16 protein-coding genes and 1 riboswitch are annotated in these 26,934 nt (G+C 39.8%); of the genes, 2 read left to right on the top strand and 14 right to left on the bottom strand.

The features are described from left to right. Positions 1–14: 14 nt before the first annotated feature. The 10 genes from C4S54_RS13495 to asnA form a co-directional block, all read right to left on the bottom strand. Positions 15–1,004 (bottom strand): GDSL-type esterase/lipase family protein, encoded by a 990-nt coding sequence (locus tag C4S54_RS13495; protein ID WP_103869985.1) that lies wholly within the window; start codon positions 1,002–1,004, stop codon positions 15–17. 9 nt (positions 1,005–1,013) lie between these two features. Continuing rightward, positions 1,014–2,366, bottom strand: coding sequence for an MBOAT family O-acyltransferase (locus tag C4S54_RS13490; protein WP_103869984.1), 1,353 nt, complete (start codon positions 2,364–2,366; stop codon positions 1,014–1,016). A gap of 57 nt (positions 2,367–2,423) precedes the next feature. Beyond that, the gene (locus C4S54_RS13485) at positions 2,424–3,839 is read right to left on the bottom strand and encodes a tetratricopeptide repeat protein (RefSeq protein ID WP_103869983.1); all 1,416 of its coding nucleotides are present in this window, start codon (positions 3,837–3,839) and stop codon (positions 2,424–2,426) included. A 3-nt stretch (positions 3,840–3,842) separates the two neighbouring features. Continuing rightward, complete coding sequence (locus tag C4S54_RS16130; protein WP_022774293.1) at positions 3,843–4,007, bottom strand: hypothetical protein; 165 nt, start codon at positions 4,005–4,007, stop codon at positions 3,843–3,845. A 31-nt stretch (positions 4,008–4,038) separates the two neighbouring features. Beyond that, the gene (locus tag C4S54_RS13480) at positions 4,039–5,418 is read right to left on the bottom strand and encodes a bifunctional folylpolyglutamate synthase/dihydrofolate synthase (RefSeq protein ID WP_103869982.1); all 1,380 of its coding nucleotides are present in this window, start codon (positions 5,416–5,418) and stop codon (positions 4,039–4,041) included. A 34-nt stretch (positions 5,419–5,452) separates the two neighbouring features. After that, positions 5,453–8,125, bottom strand: coding sequence for a valine--tRNA ligase (locus C4S54_RS13475; protein ID WP_103869981.1), 2,673 nt, complete (start codon positions 8,123–8,125; stop codon positions 5,453–5,455). 33 nt (positions 8,126–8,158) lie between these two features. Continuing rightward, on the bottom strand, positions 8,159–9,787 hold the full coding sequence (locus C4S54_RS13470; protein WP_103869980.1) for a GGDEF domain-containing protein: 1,629 nt from the start codon (positions 9,785–9,787) through the stop codon (positions 8,159–8,161). 426 nt (positions 9,788–10,213) lie between these two features. Then, on the bottom strand, positions 10,214–12,676 hold the full coding sequence (locus tag C4S54_RS13465; RefSeq protein WP_103869979.1) for an ATP-dependent DNA helicase: 2,463 nt from the start codon (positions 12,674–12,676) through the stop codon (positions 10,214–10,216). A 110-nt stretch (positions 12,677–12,786) separates the two neighbouring features. Beyond that, on the bottom strand, positions 12,787–13,026 hold the full coding sequence (locus C4S54_RS13460) for an HPr family phosphocarrier protein (protein WP_022774298.1): 240 nt from the start codon (positions 13,024–13,026) through the stop codon (positions 12,787–12,789). Positions 13,027–13,111: 85 nt separating this feature from the next. Further along, positions 13,112–14,122 (bottom strand): aspartate--ammonia ligase, encoded by a 1,011-nt coding sequence (gene asnA / locus C4S54_RS13455; RefSeq protein WP_103869978.1) that lies wholly within the window; start codon positions 14,120–14,122, stop codon positions 13,112–13,114. A 159-nt stretch (positions 14,123–14,281) separates the two neighbouring features. Next, a riboswitch (TPP riboswitch) is annotated at positions 14,282–14,386 on the top strand. An 80-nt stretch (positions 14,387–14,466) separates the two neighbouring features. On the opposite strand from asnA, the gene thiT reads away from it, so the two are divergent. Further along, positions 14,467–15,159, top strand: coding sequence for an energy-coupled thiamine transporter ThiT (gene thiT / locus C4S54_RS13450; RefSeq protein ID WP_103869977.1), 693 nt, complete (start codon positions 14,467–14,469; stop codon positions 15,157–15,159). On the opposite strand, the gene hflX is transcribed toward thiT, so the two are convergent. From hflX to C4S54_RS13430, 4 genes are read right to left on the bottom strand one after another with little or no spacing between them, the layout of a single operon-like run. Further along, on the bottom strand, positions 15,149–16,468 hold the full coding sequence (hflX, locus tag C4S54_RS13445; RefSeq protein WP_081644796.1) for a GTPase HflX: 1,320 nt from the start codon (positions 16,466–16,468) through the stop codon (positions 15,149–15,151). The two genes, thiT and hflX, sit on opposite strands and share 11 nt — an antisense overlap. An 8-nt stretch (positions 16,469–16,476) precedes the next feature. After that, positions 16,477–20,157, bottom strand: a complete 3,681-nt coding sequence (gene addA / locus C4S54_RS13440; RefSeq protein ID WP_103869976.1) for a helicase-exonuclease AddAB subunit AddA — start codon at positions 20,155–20,157, stop codon at positions 16,477–16,479. Between the two features lie 37 nt (positions 20,158–20,194). After that, on the bottom strand, positions 20,195–23,710 hold the full coding sequence (locus C4S54_RS13435; protein ID WP_242973824.1) for a PD-(D/E)XK nuclease family protein: 3,516 nt from the start codon (positions 23,708–23,710) through the stop codon (positions 20,195–20,197). A 25-nt stretch (positions 23,711–23,735) separates the two neighbouring features. Next, positions 23,736–25,868 carry a GGDEF domain-containing phosphodiesterase gene (locus C4S54_RS13430; protein ID WP_160110771.1) on the bottom strand — a complete coding sequence of 711 codons (2,133 nt, stop codon included), beginning with the start codon at positions 25,866–25,868 and terminating at the stop codon, positions 23,736–23,738. Positions 25,869–26,046: 178 nt separating this feature from the next. Between C4S54_RS13430 and C4S54_RS13425 the strand changes: the two genes are divergently transcribed. Then, positions 26,047–26,628 carry a TIGR01440 family protein gene (locus C4S54_RS13425; protein ID WP_334293928.1) on the top strand — a complete coding sequence of 194 codons (582 nt, stop codon included), beginning with the start codon at positions 26,047–26,049 and terminating at the stop codon, positions 26,626–26,628. The last annotated feature ends 306 nt before the right edge of the window (positions 26,629–26,934 follow it).

Here is a 26,934-nt window from a genome sequence, read left to right as displayed (position 1 = left end):
TTTAACACCTACCCTTATTCCTTAACAATAGCATTTGCAAGCAAATACTGATGCCATCTCTCATATGAAGAAGCCTTAAGATGAACATCGTCAAAAGAAAGCTCTGCTAAAAGGTTTCCGTTTTCATCATCAACCGCTTCATTCATGTCTATGTAAAAGATAGTTTTGTTATCTGCAAGCTCTGAAAGTGCCATATTTCTAGTATTTATATTGTCGTTATTAAAGTACTTATCTGAACTGCTCTTTTTCTCTGTCACGTGCATGATGCCCTGGATATATATGATCGCATCAGGCTGAAGTTCACGAATTCTGTCCACCACAGCCTTGTAGGCCTGGGCAAAAGTCTCAGGTGTTCCTGTTCCAATCTCATTAAGTCCAAGCATGATATATATCTTGGAAAACTGATTCTCGGAAAGAGCCTGATCAACAGTGATTTTACCGCTTTCAGTCTTGATGAACTCAGTGTTCATGGCATTGTATATGGTCAATGAGATCTTGGAATAGAAGGTGGCCCTGGTATCCAATTCTTCACAATACTCAGAAAGTCCAACTGTTCTGGAGTCTCCGATGAAAAGAGCATCCGTAAAATAGTCATCATCAACCTGAGTAAATTCATACACTTCCTCAGAATTGCCTGAAATGTCATTGCCGGAAACATCATTTCCTGATACATCAAAACTTTCTGCACCAACGCCATTTCCTGATATATCCTCACTTACCTGTAAGCCATCATCAGGACTTTGTGTGCCTTCTGCCAGCTGATCGTCTTCGACGTTTTCCACATTTTCTGTCAAAGAATCAGAGTAATCCACATTTGTTTTTGTCCACGGAAAAACTCCATCCGCAGCAGCTTTAAAAAAGCTGGCAAGGATAGGCGTATCAATATCTTCAGGACTTACGTACTCACTGTATACAGTGTCCTTCAGTGCAAAAGACAATATCGATATTAAGCTTGCTGTGATCACTACCCCAATTAAGAGAGGGCATGTCTTTACTAGTTTCATTTTTATTCCCTAAAATCTAAAATACATAAATGGATTACCGGCAGCATTGGATAAGCTATAAACGCAAACCCAGAAAAGTACAAATAATAATACAGTAAATGCCGGATGTTTCCTCTTTACTTCAAAGAATTTATATAATCCCGGAAGCAAAAGAACAATTGATACTGCCAAAAATCCGCCATAAATACCAAGGTTCTTTATATAATCGCTTCCATTCACAGATATTCCCTGTCCAAAGAAAGGAAACAATCTTTTAAAATAATCTGTAAGACCCTTAAAATCAGAAATTGCAAATATTACCCAGGTCAGCGGAATAAGTACAAGCACATTGAATCTGCCAAGCACCTTCCTTGCAATTTCAGGCATTTTCCCCAGCATTACAAATCGCTCAAAAACGATAATACCAAAGAGGATAAGTCCCCACAAAATAAAGTTAGGCGTAACTCCATGCCAAAAGCCTGTAATAAGCCAAACCACAAAGAGGTTTAAAACAATCCTCATATCCCCTACTCTGCTTCCTCCAAGAGGAATATAGATGTAATCCCTAAACCAGGATCCAAGAGAAGCATGCCATCTTCTGTAAAACTCAGACACACTCGCTGAACTGTAGGGCTGGTCAAAGTTTACAACAAACGGAAATCCAAGCATTACCCCAATTCCTGCAGCCATAAGAGAATAGCCCCAGAAATCATAGTAAAGTTCAAGAGTATATGTAACCGCGCCAATCCACGCAAGAGGAGTTGAGATACTCTCATAACCTATTGTTCCTATATCATTCCACAGCATAGACAGATGATCTGCCAAAAGAACTTTCATTCCAAGTCCTACAACAAAGAACCTTAAGCCATCTTCTATCGCCGAGAAAATATCCTCTTTTTCTTGAAAATATATCTTTTTCTGATAGTCAGAAAAACGCATGATAGGTCCTGAAACCACCTGTGGGAACATGCAAAAATAAGCCGCAGCATCGACAAAGCGCGGCTCTTCATCAATTTTTCCCATGTAGAGATCTGCCTGATATGAAATCATCTTAAAGGTAAAAAAACTGATTCCAATTGGCATAAAAGAATTATCCACAAATTGTGAAAGAAGCTTAAACTCTACGAGCATTAAAGCATCAAGACATACAATAAACGCAAGAAGAAACTTATTCTTCTCCCCCTTATGAGCTCTCCCAAATAAGTAGTTAACAATCACAGCTATGCATAGTACTGCAAGCCCCTTTAAATCTCCCACCGCATAAAACGTCAAACTCCCAATAAGCAGCGTAACGCTTCTATATGTAACGGGAGTCAGATAAAATGCTACTAGAAACACAGGTAAAAACCTGAATATAAAACCTAAATCCGAAAAATTTATCATTTCCCCACTTTGTTCCTTCAAAATAAGGCGATATTTCTATCGCCTCAATCTGCTTAATCAACCATCAGAATTATTTATTTCTGCAAGCTTGGTCTTAGCCTCCTGAGCGCTCTTTGTCTCAGGGAACCTTGTGATAACCTCGTCATAGACCTCTTTAGCCTTGGCAATATCACCACTGTTGTAATATGAATTACCAAGATAATACAATGTATTCACATTGGTATTGTCGTACTGATATGCCTTAGAAAGATTGCTGATAGCAATTTCATAATCACTTTCCTTATAGGCACTGTATCCGGTATTGTAATATGATGTTGCAAGCTGTGGACCTACAAGCACCATAAGATTGTCATAAAGCGCTGTGAATTCAGTTGAAACATCATCACCTATCACAGTAAGATCAACGTCAGCAAGTGCTTTTGCTATTCCATCCACGTCACTTGGATCCTTGATGTATATTGAAGCAGCCTGCATAAGGGAATTCATAGCTGCTGATGTGGATGTTGCACCCTCATATCCTGAAACCTGTCCCTCAAGTTCCTCTACCTGACTCTTAAGAGTCTTGATCTGCTGCTCATAATCATTTATCTGTGCTGACTTGGCATCAGACTCTTCACTAATCTGAGTTATCTTTTCCTGATTATTGGAATTGATCCCTGCAATTCTCTGAGGAAGTATCAAAAAGCATGAAGCAGCAATTCCCAAAATAATTCCAAGAACAATGCCCCATATGGATCCCGTTCTAGTAATAGCAGTCTTTTTAACCGGCTGAATGATCATCTCATTGCCGCTGTTGTACCTGATAACATCATCAGCATCTGCAGCTATATCAGAGACAAGCTTACCGCTCTCACCGGGAAGAAGCATATCATCAGCTTCCTTAAGGTACCTCTTGGCCATTATATTGCCAGTATCAAGCTTAAGGGCTTTACCCGCCTCTGCCTTGGCTCTGTCCCAGTTTCCGCTCTTTAGATACAAAAGACATAGCAAAAGATGCGCTTTAACAAAATTGCTGTTAAGTGAAAGCACCTTTTTAAGCTGTATTACAGCAAGATCAAGGCTGTCCTGCCTGCAATAATTAAGGGCAATATTGAATTTCTTTATTGTCTGATTGATCTCATCAAGCTTGGCAGGGCTGTTTCTAACTGTATCCATGAAATAATCAGCAGTATTCTCACCTGTTTCAAGATTCTTGCTGATTACCCATTCTGAAAGCGCAGCAACAACCTCCCCGGTCTCATAGTAAATAAGTCCAAGAAGGTTTCTGGCATCAATGTTATTCTTGTCCAGCTTAAGGCTCTGGCGAAGTGAAGCAACAGCACCTGAAAGGTCTCTGACACTGGCTTTTTCAAGTCCCTCGTTATAAAGCCTGTTAGAAAGGCTGACCATTTTCTTGTATGTTCTGACATTTCTTCCGCATCCCGGACAAATGTCGGTATTGTTCAATTCAGTGTTGCAATTAGCGCACCTCATCTGTTATCTTGTCCTTCTCTGATTATCAGTTTCGCTTCTTGCCTCTTTTAAAAGCTTTACAAGTACATCTGACATATCATCAAGATCCTGATTGTAGATAATGTCTTCTGTATCCTCTATTTCAAGGCTTGGTTTGAATTTTTTAAGTTCTTCTTCAAAATTCAGCATAATTATCCTCGTATTATAGATATGAGTCATTTCACATCATAGTTTTTATCTCGCCCGTAAGATACAAAGATCCTGCGGCAAAAACTATGTCTCCTGACTTTCTGATAGTAATTATATCAGTCACCGCATCTCTGACATTTGAATAGTACTTTATCGGCAGGCCAAATATACCAAACTCTTCCTTACCATGTTCGAAGGCTCCCTTAAGTTCTGAAACAGAAACTGATCTGGAAGTCTCAAGAGTTGCAACATATATGGCGTCAAACTGACCACTTAGGAGTATCTTATCAACAATATTCAGATACTGTTTGTCAGATACCACACCAAAAAGCAATATTTTCCTGCCATCTGCATCTATTCCTTTTACAGAATCAAGAAATGCCTCTATTCCGTCAATATTATGAGCTCCATCCACATAAATCCCGGGACGGATCTCTTCCATTCTGCCTTCCCATTTGGCTGTAATAAGCCCTTCCTGAATATCCTGCCTGGATATAGCAGCGCCATTATCCTTAAGTATTTCTGCGGCTGTCACTGCTATAGCAGCGTTCTCCGCCTGATACCTGGCCTGGGTCGACAGTTTCAAGTCAACATATTTATCATAAAGGGAATTATACGAAAAAGCAATGAATTTGTTTCCGTTTTCATCGCATATTCCTCTTACATCCTCAATGTCTTTTTCCTGGATTATAACTGCCCTGGAATCCAATTCCAGAGCCTTTTTCTTTATTACTTCCGTGCTCTCTTGCTGTTTGTCAAAAAAGACTGTAGGAACTCCGGGTCTTATTATGCCGGCCTTTTCCCCTGCTATTTCTTCAATGGTATTGCCAAGATACTGCATATGGTCAAAACCTATTTCAGTGATAATGTTTATCTCAGGTCTTCCTACTGAATTAGTAGCATCAAGTCTTCCACCAAGTCCCGTTTCAAGTATGAGGTAATCCACAGGATATACATCATAAAGGAGCATGGCCATAAAGAACAAATACTCAAAATAGGTTGGAAAATAGCCATCCTTGCCATATTCCATGACTCTTTGAAGTGTTTCCACAAATATTTCTGTAAACAAAGAATCTGAGATCATCCTGCCATCAACCAAAAATCGCTCATTAACTTTAACAAGGTGAGGCGAAACAAACGTCCCCACCTTGTATCCAGCTCTCATCAGTATAGATGTAAGGTAACTGCACACCGAGCCTTTTCCGTTAGTCCCGGCAACATGGATGATTTTCATGTTCTCATCAGGATTCCCCAGAAATTCCAGAAACTCCTTAGTATCTTCAATCGTATGTTTATCAGTAAAACCCGGAATCCGGTTAAGGAACTCTTCACATTCCCTAACCGAAACTCCTATTCCACTTGATGCAGATTCCAATATTCGATTTATGCTATCATTTATCTCTTTTGTCATAACTTATCCAAGCTGCACAAACAGATGTCTTAAATTACTTGCTAAGCTGCTTAAGACGCTCTGTGATCTGGTCGTAAGTCTGCTGATATTTCTGCTGTTTTTCTTTTTCTTCAGCAATCTTCTCTGCAGGAGCCTTTGAAAGGAACTTCTCATTGCTGAGCATATTCTGAGATCTCTTAAGTTCTCCCTCAAGCTTTTTCTGTTCCTTTGTAAGTCTTTCAATCTCAGCTGAAATATCTACAAGATCTGAGAAAGGAATATATACAGTTGCATCAGCAAGTACTACTGATACAGCATCATCAGCAATGCCTGTCTTGTCTTTCTGGCATACTGATTCTGAAGCATATGCAAGTGACTCAAAGAAGAGCTTACCTGTTGTAAAGATATCGAGGATTTCACTGTTCTCACTTACAACAAATACTTTAGCCTTGCGGGATGGAGCAACGTTCATCTGAGTTCTTACGTTACGGATACCACGAACAGCTTCCTTGATTGTCTCGATAGCCTTCTCGTCATCAGCAAAATTCCACTCTTCCTTATATACAGGCCAGTCAGAGATCATGATTGATTCCTCTTCATCCTGCATAGTGCAGAAGATTTCTTCTGTGATAAATGGCATATATGGGTGAAGGAGCTTAAGGGCTCCGATAAGTACTGTCTGAAGTGTCCAAAGAGCTGCTTCATGTGACTTTTTGTTGTCTGAGTTGTAAAGACGAGGCTTAACCATCTCAATGTACCAGTCGCAGAACTCATCCCAGATGAAGTCATAAACCTTCTGAACTGCGATTCCAAGCTCAAAATGATCCATATTATCTGTTACTTCTTTTACAGTCTTATTAAACTTGGAAAGGATCCAGTGATCTACAGGCTCAAGTCCTGCAGGAGCAGGCTGATGGATAGCGCTCTTTGCATCTTCGCCCATGTTCATCATGATAAATCTGGAAGCATTCCAAACCTTGTTTGCAAAGTTACGGCTGTTTTCTACTCTCTCATTGTAGAAACGCATGTCATTACCAGGTGCATTACCTGTGATAAGTGTAAGTCTCAGCGCATCAGCACCGTAATTCTCAATGATATCCAAAGGATCGATACCATTTCCAAGTGACTTACTCATCTTTCTTCCCTGAGAATCCCTTACAAGTCCGTGGAAAAGAACTGTCTTGAAAGGATATGTTCCCATCTGCTCGTAGCTTGAGAAGATCATTCTGATTACCCAGAAGAAGATAATGTCATAACCTGTTACAAGCACATCTGTAGGGAAGAAGTACTTAAGTTCCTTAGTCTCATGAGGCCATCCAAGTGTCTCAAAAGGCCAAAGAGCTGAAGAGAACCATGTATCAAGTGTATCTGGATCCTGAGTAAAGTGAGTCTTTCCGCACTTAGGACATACAGTAGGTGCCTGCTTGGCAACAACTACTTCACCGCAATCATCACAGTAGTAAGCAGGAATTCTGTGTCCCCACCAAAGCTGTCTTGAAATACACCAGTCACGGATATTATCTGTCCAGTTGAAATATGTCTTATCCATTCTTGAAGGAATGAGCTTGATCTCTCCATCCTTTACAGCCTTAACTGCAGGTTTGATGAGCTCATCCATCTTTACAAACCACTGTGCCTTGATCATAGGCTCAACAGTTGTATGGCAACGATCGTGAGTTCCAACATTGTGAGAATAGTCCTCGATCTTAACAAGAAGTCCCATCTCATCAAGTTCTTTTACAATAGCTTCTCTTGCAGCATATCTGTCCATGCCTGCAAACTTGCCACCGTTTGAATTGATAGTTGCATCATCATTGAGGATGTTTATCTCCTCAAGACCGTGACGCTTTCCAACTTCGAAGTCGTTAGGGTCATGGCCAGGGGTGATCTTAACAACACCAGTACCAAATTCCATATCAACATAAGAGTCCTCAACAATAGGAAGCTCTCTGTTTACTATAGGTAAAAGAACTTTCTTGCCCTTGAAGCTCTTGTATCTGTCATCATCAGGATTTACAGCAACTGCTGTATCACCAAGCATAGTCTCAGGACGTGTTGTAGCAAACTCGATAAACTCTGTATCTGAAACCTTGCCATTCTCATCGATCACAGGATATTTAATGTGCCATAAGTGACCTGCCTGCTCCTCGTACTCAACCTCTGCATCAGAAATAGAAGTCTTACAAACAGGACACCAGTTAACGATACGGCTACCCTTATAGATATAGCCTTTCTCGTGCATCTTGCAAAAGACCTCTGTAACAGCTTCATTGCAGCCTTCATCCATTGTAAAGCGCTCTCTGTCCCAATCACAGGAAGATCCCAGCTTTTTAAGCTGCTGAATGATTGTTCCGCCGTATTCTTTTTTCCACTCCCATGCTCTCTCAAGGAATTTCTCTCTTCCAAGGTCTCTTTTATCGATTCCTTCTTTTTTGAGAGTATCGATGATCTTAACCTCTGTAGCAATTGAAGCATGGTCTGTTCCAGGCTGCCAAAGTGCATTATATCCCTGCATCCTCTTGTATCTGATGAGTATATCCTGCATTGTGTTATCAAGAGCATGTCCCATGTGAAGCTTACCGGTAATATTTGGCGGTGGGATTACAATAGTAAAAGGTTTTTTGGTCTCATCTACTTCTGCGTGGAAATACTTTTTCTCTTCCCACTTTGAATAAAGACGAGCTTCGATGCCCTTTGGATCATAGGTCTTAGCAAGTTCTTTTTTCATAATTATCTCCTTATAAAAAGTTCTCTAATTTACTTAAAGGTGTGTTGCATCATCCAGTGACTTCTGTGAGATTACTGCCTTATGAAGCATTATTATCTCGCCTTTGGTATGCTCTTTTACCTGATAGAGAGCATTGTCCGCAGCATACATATAGTCCCAGAGTTTAGTAGTCTCCTGAGGAACAGAATTTCTGATTCCCTGGGAAATCGTCACGATTCCCTTATCGGAGTATTTGCTGGAAAGATCAAGATCTATCACAGCCTGTCTAAGCATTGTAGCATATTCCATGACTTCTTTATCAGTCATGCTTTCATATATAATAACAAATTCATCGCCGCCATATCTAAAGGCGTGAATGAGTTCATTTTCTCTGGCCATTTCATTTATTATAGAGGCAACCTGAGTGAGACACTCATCACCTGCCTGATGGCCATAGGTATCGTTATACTGCTTGAAATTATCTATGTCAAGAATCTCTACTGCCAGTGATCTCTTAAGGTCAAATGCCTTCTCAAATGCTGCATCTGCAAACTTATTCAGGCCATATCTGTTACCAAGCCCTGTCAGAGGATCGGTAGAAGCCTGCTTCTGCAAAATGACATTTTCCTTCTCAATAGAATAAAGCCTGTTCCTGATGTCTGTGAAAAACTTATAATTGGCAAGTCTTTCTTTTTCTTCATCATTAGAAGCCTGGAAGAATTCATTCAGTGCTTCGTTCTTTTTCTTTTTATCACCAAGACATACATATAGCTCACATTTTAGCTTGGCAAAATCTTTTTTCAGATGTGCTATATTAAAATCCGCAAGAGACCTTTCAGTATTATCAACTATACGGACGGCTTCGTCAATCCAACCAATCTTAATAAAGAAACGACACATAATAAATATGTCTTCCATATTATCAAGGGGATGCTTGTCGTTCTGAATAAGAGTAAGAAGCCTTGAAGCATATCTCTGGAACTTAACCATATCCCCTATGTAATGATAGCCCCTTGTCCTTATGTCTGCAGCGGTAATACCATTTGCAAATTCTCTGCCGGCTTTATCCTCCGCTTCGAGCTTATCAATCCCCAGAAGGCACTTTCTTACTGAATCCGGCTTGTCCAGTTCCATATAACAGTCTGCCTCAAAGCAATAACAAAACAGTATATTTCTATAGTATAAACTGTCTTTTTTATTCTTTCTGATCTGTTTGTAGGCTGAACGGATATAAGTCAAAGCCTGTTTGGGATCCCCAGCCACATAATAAATCTGACCTATATTAAAATCTATGAATCCGGGAACACTGCTGTCGAGCCCTTCACAATTTCTTTTTCCTGATAAAAAGAAATCCAGAGCAAGTTCGTGATTGCCATGATTTAGTGCATCGATACCCAATAGATTAAAGCACCTTGCCAATAACTCGTTTTCTCCACAGGACTGAAGTATCTCAATTGCCTTCAACAGATTCAAATTGAATTTCCTATAATCTGTAGTCAAAAGATAATACGCATCTGCAAGGTAGTAATAGGCACATCCCAAAAGATTCTGGTCATCCGCCTCTTTGGCTCTTCTGATAAATCTGTTACAGGCATTGATATAACTACTGGACATAGTTGTTCTGGTAGTAAGCACTTCATCATATAAGGCCTGTATTTCTGAATCAAAGTTTTTAATATTCATCGTGGTACCTCAAATTAGCATAAGAGCCATAAAAAAACTAGAGTCAGTATACAACATCGTAAGGGCGCTAGCAACATGACATACGTGTCAACTACAATATATGGTTTACATATAGTCGTTGACCGCATTAGTCACATGCTCGTTTTTACACACCATAGTGTTATATTTTTACACACTATTTAAAGCGCCTATTTTAGCGGTATCTTTAATACTATATTTCGACTAATCCCCAGTTTCCACAGAGTTATCCACATGACGCACACGTCACTTATCGGTAAACTCTGTATCATTTTTCTATAAAAACGTCAAATTGAACATCCAATTGATACAATTTAAACATTTGTTTGGTTTACATATTTTTGCAGATTTTATTATTATGTTAACCCTGTTGTTTTCTTTCTATGATTTCCTTCCAAAACCAATAGCTCAATCGCGGCAAATCCCAGTCCAGAACTGCGATACAGCGTTTTTGACCGTACTGGTCGTTACAGTCTTATAATCTTTCCACTCTCGTGGGAAAAGAGCTCTGTAGCTTCCCTGCATAAACCTGTCATCCAAAAGCGCCGCAACGCCCATATCTTCTTCAGTTCTGATAACTCGTCCAGAAGCCTGAAGGACCTTATTCATGCCGGGAAATCTATAGGCATAGTCAAAACCATCAAGTCCTTTTTCATCAAAGTATCCTCTTAATATCTCTCTTTCGTTGCACACAAGAGGTATACCTGTTCCAACTACTATTACCCCGATAAGGCTGTCATACTTAAGGTCAATGCCCTCACTGAAGATTCCTCCCATAACACAAAATCCAAGGATATTTTTATCCTCAACAACATCAATATCCATGTGGATAACTTTCGAAAGGTCCAAATTATTTCCGGCAGAAAATCTGTCGAGAAACATTTCCCTTGCATCCTCACTCATAAAGCTCTGCTGAACAAGAAGCTCTGTTGTCTCCTCATCAAAAAAATTATCCTCGAAGCATGCAAGAACCTCATCCAAAAACTGATGTGACGGGAAGAAAATAAGGTAATTTCCACTTCTGGCACTTACAATATTGTGGATATAACCTGCAATATTCATGTACTGCGCCTCGCTCCTTTGGGAGTACCTGCTGGTAACATCACTTCCAATAAAAAGTCCAAGTCTGTCAGGATCAAAAACAGATTTGGCATACATCTCAAAATCTTCATCAGTTCCGCCGAGGAGCTTTTTATAATACTGAATAGGCAAAAGCGTAGCAGAAAAGAGTATTGATGATCTGCCTCGCTCCATGCACTCCGAAAGGTTCCTTGACGGATCTGCACAGTAGAGCCTTACTAAGAAGCTTCCATCTTCAGAAAACTCGCTGTACATCACATAGTGGTCATCCACTCTGTCATAAATTGTCAAAAATCTCGATATATCAAAATAAAACTCCAGTATATCATCTCTGCATGGGCCTTCAGAATGATTTTCCAAATACTCGGATATTATCCCTGCCAGCCTGTTTAGTGGATTGATCAATTTTTCTATCGATGTAAGCTTAGTACATCCGTCGCATTCTCTTTTCATCTCCAACATTACCTTGTTACATTTATCCAAATGTCCTGCAATGCTTGGATGATACTCTTTTATGGTGTTCTTAAGCTCAAGAAAATTCTCTTTTCTAAGAACCGCACTGTACATATCCCTTCCTCTGTCAAGAAGGTTATGTGTCTCATCCACAAGAAAGATGTAATCCCCCTTTGCCCCATCAGCAAAGAATCTTCTAAGATATACAAAGGGATCAAAAACATAGTTGTAATCGCAAATTACAGCATCGGCCCAAAGGCTCATATCAAGAGACATCTCAAAGGGGCAGACTTCGTGCTTTCTGGCATATTCTATGATTACTTCCCTGTCAAAAGAATCCTCGTGGGTCAGGCAGTCAAATATGGCATCATTTATTCTGTCATAATGTCCTTTTGCATAGGGGCATATAACCGGATTGCAGTTTCTCTCGGCATCCTCCAAAAAACATATCTTATCCCTGGCAGTTATAGTAACCGTCTTAAGGCTCATATTCTGAGTTTTTCTCAGGGTATTAAAGGCCTCTTCCGGAACCGTCCTTGTTATAGACTTGGCTGTCAGGTAAAAGATCTTGCTGGTCTTGCCCTCGCCCATGGCCTTGATCGCAGGAAATACAGTGGTTATAGTCTTTCCCGTGCCGGTTGGAGCTTCCAAAAACAGCTTTTTCCCATGTATGATAGTTCTGTATACGCCTGCTGCCAGGTCTTTTTGCCCGTCTCTGTAAGGAAAAGGGAACGCAACCTTCTTAAGAGAAGCAGTTCTTTCTATACTCCAGTTGTATTCAAAATCAGACCACTTCAAGTAGCTGCTTATAATATCGTCAAACCACCCGGTTATCTCTTTATAAGAAAACTTATAGTCAAAATACTTCATTTCCTCCGAGTCTATGTTGCAATAACTCATTCTGACCTTTATCTCAGGGCATTTTATCTGCCTTGAATATATGGCAGCATAGCATTTAGCCTGGGCAAGATGGACCAAAACAGGTTCCTTTAAGTGATTCAGGTCCCTGTAGGTGCCCTTGATCTCATCTATCAGTGGCAAAGCAGAATTTTTCTCAATAAAAGACTCCTGAGCATCATATGCTCCGGGTTTTCCAAAAAACTTATCTAAAATACCATCAGCTCTTCCGGATATTACAAGTTCATAGCCATTTGCACTATGTACATACTCAAGTGGAACTTCCGCATGATAATCAGGTCCCATGCTCTTTTGTATCATTCTGTGTATTCGGCCACCTTCCTGCATTGCATCTGCAGGAGCCTGATGTATTCTGTTGTCTATGTCGCCGCTTCGAAGTATAAATTCAACAAGTCCGCGTACAGATATTTCAATCCTCATATACTCTCCGTATATAAACTTATTTAAATCAGGCTTTTTAGAAAAAGAAAAAGCTCCATGATATTTTATACCATGGAGCTTTTTTAATCTACAATGAACAAATTGTTTTATCAGCCTGCAACTGCAAGAGTGTCAAGGTACTGCTCAAATTCTGCATTATGTCCGCTGAACTCTACAGTAAGCTTCTGATTAAAATCAAGGCCAAGAACGCCTAAAATTGATTTAGCGTCAACCACATACCTGTTGTAATATATATCCACGTCAAAGTTGCACTTAGAAGCTGTGTCCACAAAGTTCTTAACCTGTGAAGGCTGCAAGCTTATATTTTTTCTAATCATCTGTCTCAACATAAATAGTCACCCCTTTCTTTATGCGACTTAAAAAACTATATCGTTAAAGTGTGACTATTTTGTGAAGAAATTGCGAATAATTCGTTTAAAGAATCTGAATTCCGTTAGAAACTGCTTCTTTTACCATATCTTCTGGCCAGATTGAACATTGAACTTCTCCGATGTGAGCTTTTCTTAAGAAGAACATGCAGATTCTGGACTGTCCGATTCCGCCTCCAATAGTATAAGGAAGCTCTTTATCAAGAATTGCCTTCTGGAATGGAAGCTGAGCTCTCTCCTCGCAGCCTGCTTTCTTAAGCTGTGACTTAAGTGAGTTTTCATCTACACGGATACCCATGCTTGAAAGCTCAAGAGCAATGTCAAGAACAGGATAATATACGATGATATCAGCATTGAGTTCCCAATCATCATAGTCAGGAGCTCTACCGTCGTGTCTTTCACCTGAAGGTAAGAGATCACCGATCTTCATGATACATACAGCGCCCTTAGCCTTAGCAATGTAGTATTCGCGTTCCTTTGGTGTGTACTCAGGGAACATTTCCTCAAGCTCCTGAGTTGTGATAAAAAAGATCTCCTCAGGAAGAATCTCTTCAATGTAATCATACTGAATGGACATAAACTTCTCAGTCTTACGAAGAACCTTATATACGTTCCTTACTGTTTCCTTGAGGAATTCTTCATTTCTGTCCTCTTTAGTAATAACTTTTTCCCAATCCCACTGATCTACAAAAATGGAGTGAATATTATCAGGAACCTCATCACGTCTTACGGCGTTCATATCTGTATATAAGCCCTCACCTACGTTAAAACCGTATTTTTTAAGGGCATATCTTTTCCACTTAGCAAGAGAATGAACTATCTCTGCATTGCGACCGTCCTGATGAAGGATATCAAAAGAAACTGGTCTCTCTACACCATTAAGATTGTCATTAAGACCTGACTCAGGTGTAACAAATAAGGGGGCTGTAACTCTCTGAAGATTGAGCCTTGTGGAAAGCATCCCCTGAAAGAAATCTTTAACTGTCTTGATGGCAACCTGTGTATCGTGCAGATCAAGCGCTGACACATAGCCACTCGGAATCTTTAAATTTTCCATAATTCTCCTCCAATTTTTATAGCATATATAAATAGATTAAATTACTTTTTTTATTTTTATGCAAGAAAAAAATATCATATAAATACGTTTTTTCCATGATTACCTATGGTTATTGACAAATCACGGGCAGAAGCGTTTAATATGAATTGCAAAACAAAATAATACCGCTAGGGGAGCTATGCTGAGATTGAACGATTTTTTTTCGTCGGACCCTTATTACCTGAACCGGATAATACCGGCGTAGGGAAGCATTTGATATCTTTTTTCGTGCGAAGATATATCATCTTTAAATGAAAAAATTAACCTCCTCTTGATTTGGTATTAATCAAAGGGAGGTCTTTTTTATGGATTTATTTTTACAGGATGTCAGTGGTGAAGGAGTTTACAGCATCACTACCGGCGGTTACATTTTATTTATAGCTCTTATGGTTGCAGCACTTCTTGCAGTGAGCTACCTTGTTAACAGAGATGGAAAGGGCAGGATCAGTATCAGACAGCTCACCACATCAGCTCTTTGCATTGCTCTTGCTTTCGTATTATCTAATATAAAGCTTTTCAGAGCACCAATGGGAGGCTCTGTCACAGTATTCAGTATGTTCTTCATCACATACATCGGATATGTATATGGACCACGAGTAAGTCTCGCAGCAGCCTTTGCATATGGACTTCTTCAGATGATAAGCAACCCCTATATCGTAAGTGTTCCTCAGCTCATATGCGATTATATCCTCGCTTTTGCAGCACTTGGTCTGGCAGGATTTTTCCATAATGAAAAATACGACATGTATAAGGGATATATTGTAGGTGTTCTCGGCAGATATTTCTTTTCTTTCCTATCCGGCGTTGTATTCTTTGCAGACTATGCTCCGGAAGGTATGTCACCTATAATTTATTCTCTTCTTTACAATGCAGCATATTTAGGACTTGAGGCTTTACTTACACTTGCAGTTCTCATGATTCCTGTAGTAAGAACCGGTCTTAACAGGCTCAAACATGAAGCCACAGACTACAGCGTCAGAAAAGAAGCTACTCTATAATATAGGCATTATATCTGTTATAGTCGTCGCTGCCTAAGGTAGCGACGATTTTTATGCCCTCTTCAAGATATTCAGAATTCTTTACAACACCTTTTCCTGTTAAAAGACTAAGTATCCCGCCCTCAGAATAAGGAATAAGCAGTTCACAGTCATTCTCATTCTCACTGAGTTTCTTTTCTATAAGCTCAATAAGAGTGTTCAGACTTTCATCTTCCCTTGCTGAAATATATATTCTGTCATCCATGGATCTTGGCACCGGCATGACAAGCTGTCCGCTTTGCTCCTGCTCATCCTGTACCACATCAGATTTGTTAAAAACATAGATAACAGGTATATCTCCGGCACCTATCTCAGCCAGTGTTTCTTTTGTCACATCCATATGATAACGATATTCAGGATCCGAAAAATCTATTACCTGAAGGAGCAGATCTGCGTACTTAGCCTCTTCGAGAGTTGACCTGAATGCTTTTACCAGTGCATGTGGAAGTTCACTGATAAAACCGACGGTATCTGAAAGAAGAAATGGTCTGTGTCCCGGCGCAGAAATCTTTCTTACAGAGGTATCAAGTGTGGCAAAAAGCATATCTTTTTCCAAAACCTGCTTCTCATCAAACCCTTCGCCGCCATAAAGCCTTAGAAGGTTATTCATTATTGTGGACTTACCGGCATTGGTATATCCAACCAGAGATATTCTGGGAAGTCCCGATCGTAGGCGCCTTCCTCTCTGAGTGTCACGCTCTTTTTCAATAGCAGTTAAATCTCTTCTAAGTTCAGCCATTCGGTGCTCAATACGCCTTCTGTCCAGCTCAAGCTGTTTTTCACCAGATCCCTTATTGGAGAGTCTTCCGCTGCCACCTCCCTGCCTTGAAAGGGAGGTTCTCATATGTGCAAGTCTTGGAAGCATATATTGGAGCTGGGCGTATTCTACCTGCTGCCTGGCTTCTTTGGTCTTGGCACGCTTGGCAAAAATCTGCAGGATAAGCCCCGTTCTGTCTATAACCTCTGTATCAAGAGCCTTTTCAAGGTTTCTTATCTGCATTGGGGATAATGTGTCATTGAATATAATGATATCCGCTTCAAAAACATCCAGGGAATTACGTATTTCCTCAACTTTTCCGCTACCAATATAAGTACTTCTGTCCGGATTCGGAAGAGACTGCGTAACAGTGCACGCAACTTCAATATCTATAGCTCTTGTAAGCTCTTTTAACTCATCCATTGACCTCTCAAGATCAAGGTCATTTCCGCCCTGATCAAGGCCTACAAGAATTGCTCTTACTTTCTTTTCTTCTTTTATGTTTTCGTACATTCTCTTCCTCACTTCATCCTTATTTCTTTTCCAAGGCAAAAAGAATAAATATACACTTCTTTTACCTTCATACCTGTGGATGCCTCTATGGCCCTTTTATAATAATCGAGCTGTACTTTATATCTTGAAACAAGCTCAGAATCACGCTTTACATGGTCTGTCTTATAATCAAGGAGCACAATCTCTCCATCTTCGATAAAGAACGCGTCGATGATACCCTGAATAAGCACCATTTCTTCATCCGGGAATTTTGCATCAAGCTCTTTTGAAGGAATCCCCATCATAAAGGGCTTCTCACGCATGAGCGCGCCGTTTCTAAAAGCCGCTCCCATTCTTTTTCCAAGGCTCGTCTCCAGGAAAGTAGCAATATCAGTGGCTTTGATCGACTTTGAATACTCAGGTGGTATCACTTTTAGCTTTTCTTTTTGTATTATCCACTCTTTTACTGCAGATGCAATCTCATCTTTAGCTTTGGCAAAAAGACTTTCATCCCCATAGATAGGTTCATCCAAAAGCTCCATCACTCTATGGTATGCGGTTCCCCTCTCTGCACCGAAGAGAATATCTTTAGAAGAAGCGCTGTCATTTTTCACTTCAGGCTCTTCATAACTTATCTCCCTGGTAAATACTTCACCTTCCTCATGCAATTTCTTGCTCTTTAATTCTGTCACAGTAGTCTTGGTAAAAAGACCTCTTAAGTCCTCGTGGGCATATTTTGCTTCAAACTTAGCCTTTAGTCTATGTGATAACTGTTCATCAAAACAGGCATCAATATCCCCCTTTAAGTTCTCAAGCCTCATTGCACCTTTTACATTTTCATTTCCAAGGGCATCTGATAGTTCAGTATCATTCATACTCTTAAACTCGAAGGCTATATTTCCGGCATCTTTATCCACAAAGGGCAGGTAATTCTCTTTGGCAATCCCCAGCTTATCAAGTAGTTTTCCTACACTTGGATGTCTTATGACAGATGGCAGGATAATATCAAGATAACTGTCCGCAGAGGTTCTCATGGAATATGGTAAAAGATCATTTCCTGCTATTACCGGAATATTCCTTATAACGCCCTCCAGCTTATCATTCAGACTCTTGCAGGAAGCCGTCATGATAAGCTTCTCCTTTGCTCGTGTAAGTGCAACATACAGTACTCTAAGCTCTTCACCAAGGCTGTCTTTTTCCATTTTATCTGCAATGATCAGGCGTTTTAATGTGTCATATCGCACTCTAAGCTCAGTATCTATGCACTTTACACCTATTCCTAGATCAATATCAGCAATCAAGTCACCCTTAGTATCCATCCTGTTAAACTTTTTGGAAAGCCCTGCAACAAAGACAACAGGAAATTCCAGTCCCTTACTCTTATGGATAGTCATGATCCTGACTACATCTGCATTTTCATCAATTATTCCAGCCTCTCCATAATCCACCATTGCAATCTTTAGATGCTCAATATATCTGATAAAATGGAAAAGACCCTTAAAACTTGATTTTTCAAAGCTAAGTGCTCTGGAAAGAAGCTGATCCAGGTTTGCTTTTCTCTGACTTCCGGAAGGAAGAGCTGATATATACTTATCATAGCCTGTCTTTCTGATGATATACTGAAGAAGCTCATGAACAGGCGTGTAAACGGACATTTCCCTGAGTTCCTGCAAAAAGTCCGTAAATTCAGCCAGCTTTGGATATTTTTCCCTATCATTATCCACAAGTTCAATCAGCCCCTGATAAAAAGAGTCATCAAGACCAATCGCTATTCTATATTCCGACAGTTCCTCGTCAGTAAAGCCCCCAATAGGTGAATGCATCACACCTACAAGCGGAATGTCCTGAAGGGGGTTATCAATTATGGTCAGTAAATTCAGCATTGTGCTGATCTCACTGGTCTCAAAATAACCGCTCTTCGATTCAATATAAGCAGGGATTCCCTGTGCCTCGAGAACACTCTTAAACGCATCATCCCAGCCGGCATTACTTCTTAAAAGAATTACAATGTCCTTAAACCTAAGCTTTGGATCTTCTTTCATAAGCTCTTTTATGCGGATAGAGATCGCAAGAGCCTCTTTCTCTTTTGTATCATATGAGTCTATATCCACTTCAGGATTGGAGACATCTCCTGTAGGTGCCCCATCTATCATAATGAGTTCCGGCGACATATCAAATGCAGGACTTTCATACTCTGCACCGGTCACAAGCTCAGCATCTTTGTCATATTCTACCCCGCCAAGGTCTTTACCCATTATCTTTTTGAAGATATAGTTCGTTATCTCAAGAACCTCTTTTCTGCTTCTAAAGTTCTTGTGAAGGTCTATTCTTCGGTCTTTGGATGACGCATCCTTGGAATATGTTCCGAGTTTTTCCATAAATATCTCAGGTCTTGCAAGTCTGAATTTGTAGATACTCTGCTTTACATCACCAACCATGAACCTCTCGGACTTTGTAACATCATCTCCGGAAATTGCTTTTAGCATCATCTCCTGAACATTGTTGGAATCCTGGTACTCATCAATCAGTACTTCCCTGTAGTAGTCTCTGTATTCAAGCGCCACAGCAGAAGGTGTATCCCCAGGATGATCTACCAAAATCTGCAGAGCAAAATGCTCCATATCAGAAAAGTCGATCATCTGCTTTTCTCTCTTTTTGTCATCAAAGCGCTTTTTAAATTCTTTCGTCAGCCTGCAAAGCTCTCTGACTGCTCTGTCGCAGAGCTTCATCTGCCCGGCTATTACATCTGCTGTAAGAGCCAGATAATTCTCTGTCAGCTTCTTTATCTCGTCTTTAACACCGTTTCTTACCTTCTGAACATAGTCTTTTTTATCGGGGGATACGGAATCGTCCTTTTTTCCTGGGAGTCTCCCAAAAGAAATCCCGCGGACCCTGTCAAACAGCTCATTGTAGGTATTATATCCCAAAGCCGCATAAATACTGTCTTTTTCCTGTTCCAAAAGATCACCATACATATACGGGCCATCAGGTTCTTCACAGATTCTTATAGCTGCTGACATTTTATCCACAGATTCCTGCAATGAACTTTTGATGTATGCGATACAGTCTTTAACCCACGAAAGCTCATCAAAGTTTTCACCTTCAACCAGATAATCTCCTGCCCTCTCATCAAGCCAGTCCATTGGCCAGGGCATACTCTCAGAAAATCTGTAGAGCTGATATATATATTCCTCAACTTTTTTGTCACTGCTTCCTGTACCGAAATAATTCATGCAGTAAACAAAATCTTCATTCTGCCCCTCTTTAGCAAGGGCATATTCCTCCTCCAGAAGATCCTGCATTACATCTTCCATGAGGAGTTTTAGTTCTCCCTCATCCCCTACCCTGAAAGATGGATCAAGTCCAATATGATTGAAATTGTTTCTGATAACGTACTGGCAAAAAGAGTCTATAGTTGTTATCTGGGCATTATGAATAAGCGTCTCCTGCTTTTGGAGATGCTTGTTATCCGGCTCTTCTTCAAGTTTCTTTTGGATAGCCAGTGTTATTTTTTCTTTCATTTGAGAAGCAGCGGCCTTTGTAAAGGTCACAACAAGGAGATGATCAATATCAACATCGCTGCTGATCATCTGTATGATTCTCTCTACCAGCACAGCTGTTTTTCCTGAACCTGCTGCCGCTGAAACCAATATATTAGATTTTCTTGCGTCTATTACCGCCTGCTGTTCTTCTGTAAATGTGACTCCCATTTATCCAACCTTCTAATTTCAAATATTAAGTCCACAATTAATTATTCTGATTTCGTATAAGTTCCATAGCTTCGTCACTCTTGATGTCCAGTTCTCTCATGGAATAACCCGATATTTTCTCGTCATAACCGCAGATAGATCTGTAGGAACAGTATGTACAAGAGCTTCTGTCACCCATTTCATAAGGATTAACCTTTATTTCTCCCTGAAGAATCCTGTTTCCAAAGTCTTTTATCTTTGAATCCACGAATTTTGAGATAGCTTCATAATCATCCAGGGTAACAGTTGTTGATCTGGCTGAGACTGTTCCATCCTTTTTCAGCTCCACAGGAATAACATCGGACTTGCCATTTAGCCCTTCATCTAAAAGGTTTATGACATCCATATTTTCATTGACCAAACCAGTCGTTCGCAGTTTATCCTTTATAGCCTCATTGATATCATCCGGTTGCAAATCTGCTTTTCCATCTGCCAGAGGATCATCAACGTGATAGTACAACACCGCTGCCGGAACTGTATCTTTTCCACCGTGTTTTTTCTTAACTGCTGCGGTTGCAACGTTCATATACATTACAAGCTGCAATTGCAGTCCATAATAAAGCGCTGCCACATTAAATTTATGTCCACTTGATTTAAAATCTATAACCTTCACGTACACATGGTCAGAGTCTTCGCATAGATCGATTCGGTCAATGCGTCCATGTAATTTCATGCTGGTGAGGATATTATTTTTTTCATCTTCAGACAGGGTTATATTTATCTCATCGATATTACCCGCATCTCTAAAATCCATCTCCACATATGCAGGCTCAAAGTGCCCTTTAGAGATCTGATACTTTAGAGTGTCCACAGTTCTTGTAAGGATTCTCTTTATACGCTCAGTCATGTACTGATTACGGGCACTGCTCATAAGTATTGTTTCGCCATAACCGGTGATACATTCAGTTAAAATACGATTTAACAATTCATCTGACTCTTCTTTTGTGAACTCTGTCCATTTCTTTTGCCCACTCATGACCTCATGGGTGTATTTTTCCAAAACTTCGTGGAAAACATTTCCAAGATCTGCCGCATTAAACTCGTACTCTTTTCTCTCTTCAAGCCTCAGACCATACTTGAGGAAATGGGCATAACAACAGCTTGCAAACTGTTCGAGACGGCTTACGGAGTTCTCCAGATTGGCTCCATATAAAGACAAGGCAATCATCCTGGATAATGGTTTATCCTCATAATGTTTAAATGCAGCTTCTGTGATCCTGTTAAGAATCCTGCTGTTTTCCATGTCTATCTTTGATAGAGTCCTATAGAGCGTTATAAAGTCTGACTTTTCTCTGCCTTCAAGAATTCCAAGTGCATATTTTCTCAGCATCTCAGAAATCTTGTCCATACTGTCATCTGGGGTTACAAGTTGCCCCTCAAAAGTTCCCTCCTCCGGTTTTTCCACAGTTATCCCCGGGAACATCTGAATGAGTTTTGGCACCAGATAGGCAGGTCTTAGAGATTTGCCATCCGCTCCCAGCTCTGCATATGACAAAAACAGCCTGTCCGTCGGCTTAGTAAGGTTCATATACAGGTATAGTCTCTGTATATACATCTGCTGCCTTGGAGTTGGCGCAAGTTCTACGCCTGTGTCAAGTTCAAGCAGGTATTGCCTGTCAATATCAGAAAGAATTCCTCCTGTACCTGCTCCTGACGGAATATACCCGTCATTAACTCCAAGCAAAAAGAGAACCCTAACCTCTCTAAGCCTTGTTCTTTCTATATCTCCCACAATTATTCTGTCGACATCCTGAGGAATCGTGCCAACTTCAATTTCTGAAAAGCCCGCACTTAAAATGTCCCTGTACTCAGAGATATCAATTTCATCATCGCCAAGAAGCTCATCGATCTGCTTTAGAAGATTTAATATCTTGTCATAGATCTGCTCATATTCCCTTGCTTTCTTCTCATTTCCAAGAGCCCTGAACTTTTCCTTGTAGCCATCAAGCTTTTCTTTACAATTCTCAGTTTCTATTACTTTGACAAGGGCCCCTGTTATATCTGATACTTTTCCCTTTTTGTTCTCAAACAAAGGCTTAAGGCAAAGACTTATCTGCTCACGCATTCCTTCTAGCTTTTCAAGTAAGAGAAGCTCTTTTTCCGAGTCTTTGTCCTTGGAGGAAGATTTGAATTTCCTGGGCATATGCCTAAGGAATCTGTCCTCCCATTGCTTTCTTCCTTTGATTCCAAGTGCTCTTACATAATTTTCCAAAAGATCCGTATCTTCAGCAGAAAAAGAAGTCATTCCACTTCGCATGTAGTGGAATACATCCTCATACTTATACCCTGAAATAACTATGTTTATAGCACTGGTTATATACTCAATAAAAGGATTCAAAAGCAAACTGCTATTCTTATCGATGTAAATTGGAATATTAAACTTTTTCGCTTCATCCTCAAGGATATCGCTGTAATTATCAAGGCCTCCGCACACAAGAGCAATATCCCTGTAAGCATAGCCATTTTCTCTTATAAGGTCCGATATCTTTATCAGGGTCTGCCTGACTTCCTCGAAAGGCGTACTTGCCTGATAAATTGATATGGCATCCTGCTCTTTTTCATATTTGAGCTTGTTAAATCTAAAGAGATTCTGTTCCAAAAATGCCAGTGGTTCATTATTCTCAAGCCTCTTAACAGGACTTTTTTTTATGAAAATGTCCCCCTGCTCATTTTTCGACATTTCCTGATTTCTTACATTTCTCCATGCGTCAAAGCTCATATTTCCGGGATACTCGAGCTTTTCAAGATCAAGAACAGTCTTTTTTGTAAGCATAAAAAGATCCTGCTCTTCAAAAGTACCTTCATAGGGATCACTAAGTGGGCTGATAGTAAGAGATACCACTACTTCGCTTGCCACATCCATAAGCGCCTTTATAACTCTGTACTGTATAGGAGTAAATCCGGTAAAACCATCAAAGACTATAACGCTGTCCTTCATAAGTTTAGAGTTCGGAATCTCTCTGCACAAAACGTCCAAAGTCTCCTCAGTAGTGATATACTTACCCTCAATGTATTTTAAAAATTCACTGTAAAGAAGCCTCAAATCCTTGATCTTGGAATTAAGCGCACCTTTAGAGGAGCTCTTTTCCTCAAGCAGAGAAAGCGCTTCATCTGAAATGCCATATTGCATAAACTCAGAGATAGTTGATTTTACCTCATCAATATAGCCGGGCTTATGCATGTTTTTTCCTATAATTGGGAGCTTCGTACCAAGAATATCTGCAACGCGCCTTAGAACAAGGCTTTTTCCCAGATCATCAAGCACAGAAAAAGAGCTTATGGAAAGTTCTTCAAATATCCTGTGCGAAAGCCTTCCAAAGCTCAGTACATCTATATTCATTATAGCGTGAGAAGGATGCATTTTTACTACATCCTTCTGGGTCTGCATCGTAAACTGATCAGGAACTATTATATAAAAAGATTTCCCCGGTTCCTCGATACTTCTTTTTATTACCTCGTTATATAATCCGGTACTTTTCCCCGAACCGGATGCCCCAAAACAAAATCTAAGCATACCTATCCACTTTCGATTGGTGTATTTAGTTATATATCCTGTCATCGCTGACATCATCAGCATATCTGCAACAGGATATATACTTCCACCTATCATTATAGTAGAAAGGAAGTATCATGTACATCTGCATTCTTCCATTATCACCGGGAATTGCAGAATGGTAATAATCCACAAGATAGTCTCTGGCAACCTTCTTTACTCTTTCAAGAACAGTTGTTATGTCATAAAACTTTCTAAATCTCTCTCTATCCTGTTCATACAGATACATATTTGAATACATCTGAACTGCTTTTACAGCATCTGACTCTATATCTGCAACTGCAAGCTGATCTGAATTCAGGAATATATTCTCAACTGTTCCATCTTCATCATAAAGATCCACTCTAAAGTACTGACTAAATACATGTGCCATCGCAACCTGAATATTGTCAGATTTCTTGGCTTCGCCGTGCATTGTGATATTTCTTGAGACTATTGCAAAAGCAGCCTTACATCCATGCCTCGAAATGAACCTGATTTTAGTATTAATCACGCTCCCGTTAACAACAATGTCCATTTCAGCTCTCTTATCACTTGATATCTCGGCCTTTTTTGATATTTCCAAAAGTCTTTTTGTCTCGGTGAGATCAACACTCTGATTCCTTTTATTTGCCTCATTCACACTTGATATGCCAAGGCTGCTCAAAAAATTCCTATAAGCATCGTTGGCATAAATAATAATCGGCTTTTCATCAATAATTTCATATAATCCAATAGGAAGGTTATTAAAAACCTGCATAGTTTTGGGACGAAGTGGTGTACTCCCAAGGAAATTTATTCCGCCTATATCGTCATAGTACTCATGATAATCAACATCTTCACAGATCTCCAAAGTATTCTCCTTTGGCCTGTCAATATCTGTCGCAGGTTTAGGTTTTCCAAAAAAATATCCCTGAATCTTTTCACAACCTATTCGCCTTAAGAACTCATACTGTTCCTGAGTCTCCACACCTTCGGCAAGGGTGTGAATCCCAAGCTCTTTTGCCATGTTTACAATCGTCGCAAGAATAACTCTTGATTTTTTATTTGTCTCAAATTCCCTTATAAAGCTCATGTCTATTTTGAGCATATCAAAATCATAGGATTTAAGGTTGCCGAATGATGAATATCCTGCCCCAAAATCATCCATCCAAACCTGATATCCGGCATCTCTGAATTTCTTTATTTCCCCTCCAAGAAAAGTTGAACCGCTGGCTATTGCACTTTCCGTAACTTCTATGTTCAGAAGCTTTTTGGGAATCCCATACTTTTCTCTGCACTTATCAATTTCTGCCATTATGTCGCACAGTTCAAAATCAAGTCGTGACAAATTCACAGAAACAGGTTCAACACAATATCCGCTATTAATATCATCCCTTAAATCAGCGCATACCATGTCTATAATGTATATGTCCAGCTTATTAATTAAATGTACGCTCTCTAGTACCTCTACAAAAATCGCAGGCGATATCATACCATGAATCGGGTCCATCCACCTTGCAAGAGCTTCATATCCGCAGACCTTTCCGGTAAGTGCCCTGACTTCTTTTTGATAATAAACTGTAAAATATCTCTTTTTAAATGCACTCTCAAAATTATCTATTACATACTGCCTGAGCTCATTCCTTTTATTTAGCTCATCAGAATAAAAATTGTTGTCTTTATCATAAACTCTTATTATGTCATCACAGGCAATTTTTGCTCTGTCAATCAGCAAAACAGGATATTCCTCATTGCCTTCCACCTTGTAAATACCGGCTTTAAGGCGCATATTAAGGCTTTTCTCATACCTGCGCATCTCATTTCTTAAAAGGTCCAGCTTTTCTATTATTTCATCTTCCTGGATCTTTTTGGAGAGGATAATAAACTGATCGCCTGTTCGTGCAATAAGTGATTCATTAAAAATACTCTGAATTTCTAAAGCTAATCCCTTAAGGAGATCATTGCCGCCGATAAATCCATATCTTTGGTTAAAAGCTTTGAAATTCATTATATTCAGATAAATAACCACAGTAATATCTGATGCAGAATACTCTCCATTTCCTTGAAGGTGATCCAATACACCCGTAAGATTATGGAGCCCTGTCAGATTATCCATATGGCCATATTCATCTAACTTTCCCTGTTCAAATGAACTCATAAAGCACCCCGCATCATACCAAAAAGAGCCAATAATCCTTATTGGCATATATATAAATTGTAACACAGCTAATGTAAACAAAGTGTATATATGACGTTATTTCAGATTTTTTTTATCATTTAGTTATAATTGCAATTCGCATAAGATTGTGTGAAAATTATTAGAATCAAATATAAGCATGACAGGGGTAAAAAACATGAATTTTGAAGATATTACTGCACAGAGCCGTCAGGCCGTAACCGAGATACTTGAAAAAGCACGCCTTAAAGCAGGCGATATCTTTGTGATAGGATGTTCCTCAAGTGAGATTCTTGGTGACCAGATAGGAACAGCCACTAACCTTGACTCAGCAAATGCAGTGTACGATGGCATTATGCCTGTTTTAAAAGAAAATGGCATATTTGCAGCTGTGCAGTGCTGCGAGCACTTAAACAGGGCTCTTGTAATGGAAAGAGCCGCCATGGAAAAATACGGATTTGAACAGGTCAATGCTATCCCTCAGCCAAATCACGCCGGCGGAGCCATGGCAACAGTCAGCTACCAGAGATTTGAGGATCCTGTTCTTGTGGAATCAATATGTGGAAAAGCCGATGCCGGAATCGATATCGGTGGAACCATGATAGGAATGCATATGCACAGCGTAGTAGTACCAATGCGCATATCCCTTAGAAAAATAGGTGAGGCTCCTATCATATGTGCACGCCACCGCCCTAAATATGTCGGCGGCCAGCGTGCTATCTATGATGAGAACCTTATGTGATTTGGACGACAGCGGGGAAGACACAGGGACGGTTCCAATGTCATTTAGTTAAGGAAATTCATATATACTTTCATATCAAAAACATTATTGCAAAAGAAAAAGTGATTCTACAAAGAACGTAAGAATCACTTTTTTATTTGAAAATTTTTAAATTAGGGCTTGACACAGGCCTCAAAAAGTGCGGCCGCCTTTGCTAAAGAAGCTTTAGCAAAGGCGGCCCCTTAAATCAAAGGTATCCGACCACACATTGATTTAAGGAGGCACTCATGAAAGCATCATACATCAAAAAGAAGTTTTTTGAAACTA

Origin of the sequence: Butyrivibrio sp. Su6, assembly GCF_900108105.1 — a bacterium.
Taxonomy (GTDB): domain Bacteria; phylum Bacillota; class Clostridia; order Lachnospirales; family Lachnospiraceae; genus Butyrivibrio.
Note: the sequence above shows the minus strand (reverse complement) of the source record. Positions and strands in the feature narration are given on the sequence as shown.

Excerpts from the sequence above, each read along its gene's own strand:
- C4S54_RS13425 (WP_334293928.1), top strand. The coding sequence starts at position 26,047 with ATGACAGGGGTAAAAAACATGAATTTTGAAGATATTACTGCACAGAGC.
- asnA (WP_103869978.1), bottom strand. The coding sequence starts at position 14,122 with ATGGAAAATTTAAAGATTCCGAGTGGCTATGTGTCAGCGCTTGATCTG.
- C4S54_RS13490 (WP_103869984.1), bottom strand. The coding sequence starts at position 2,366 with ATGATAAATTTTTCGGATTTAGGTTTTATATTCAGGTTTTTACCTGTG.
- C4S54_RS13460 (WP_022774298.1), bottom strand. The coding sequence starts at position 13,026 with ATGTTGAGACAGATGATTAGAAAAAATATAAGCTTGCAGCCTTCACAG.
- C4S54_RS13495 (WP_103869985.1), bottom strand. The coding sequence starts at position 1,004 with ATGAAACTAGTAAAGACATGCCCTCTCTTAATTGGGGTAGTGATCACA.
- thiT (WP_103869977.1), top strand. The coding sequence starts at position 14,467 with ATGGATTTATTTTTACAGGATGTCAGTGGTGAAGGAGTTTACAGCATC.
- C4S54_RS16130 (WP_022774293.1), bottom strand. The coding sequence starts at position 4,007 with ATGCTGAATTTTGAAGAAGAACTTAAAAAATTCAAACCAAGCCTTGAA.
- C4S54_RS13480 (WP_103869982.1), bottom strand. The coding sequence starts at position 5,418 with ATGACAAAAGAGATAAATGATAGCATAAATCGAATATTGGAATCTGCA.
- C4S54_RS13485 (WP_103869983.1), bottom strand. The coding sequence starts at position 3,839 with ATGAGGTGCGCTAATTGCAACACTGAATTGAACAATACCGACATTTGT.
- C4S54_RS13465 (WP_103869979.1), bottom strand. The coding sequence starts at position 12,676 with ATGAGGATTGAAATATCTGTACGCGGACTTGTTGAATTTATACTTCGA.
- C4S54_RS13475 (WP_103869981.1), bottom strand. The coding sequence starts at position 8,125 with ATGAAAAAAGAACTTGCTAAGACCTATGATCCAAAGGGCATCGAAGCT.
- C4S54_RS13435 (WP_242973824.1), bottom strand. The coding sequence starts at position 23,710 with ATGCTTAGATTTTGTTTTGGGGCATCCGGTTCGGGGAAAAGTACCGGA.
- C4S54_RS13470 (WP_103869980.1), bottom strand. The coding sequence starts at position 9,787 with ATGAATATTAAAAACTTTGATTCAGAAATACAGGCCTTATATGATGAA.
- C4S54_RS13430 (WP_160110771.1), bottom strand. The coding sequence starts at position 25,868 with ATGAGTTCATTTGAACAGGGAAAGTTAGATGAATATGGCCATATGGAT.
- hflX (WP_081644796.1), bottom strand. The coding sequence starts at position 16,468 with ATGTACGAAAACATAAAAGAAGAAAAGAAAGTAAGAGCAATTCTTGTA.
- addA (WP_103869976.1), bottom strand. The coding sequence starts at position 20,157 with ATGGGAGTCACATTTACAGAAGAACAGCAGGCGGTAATAGACGCAAGA.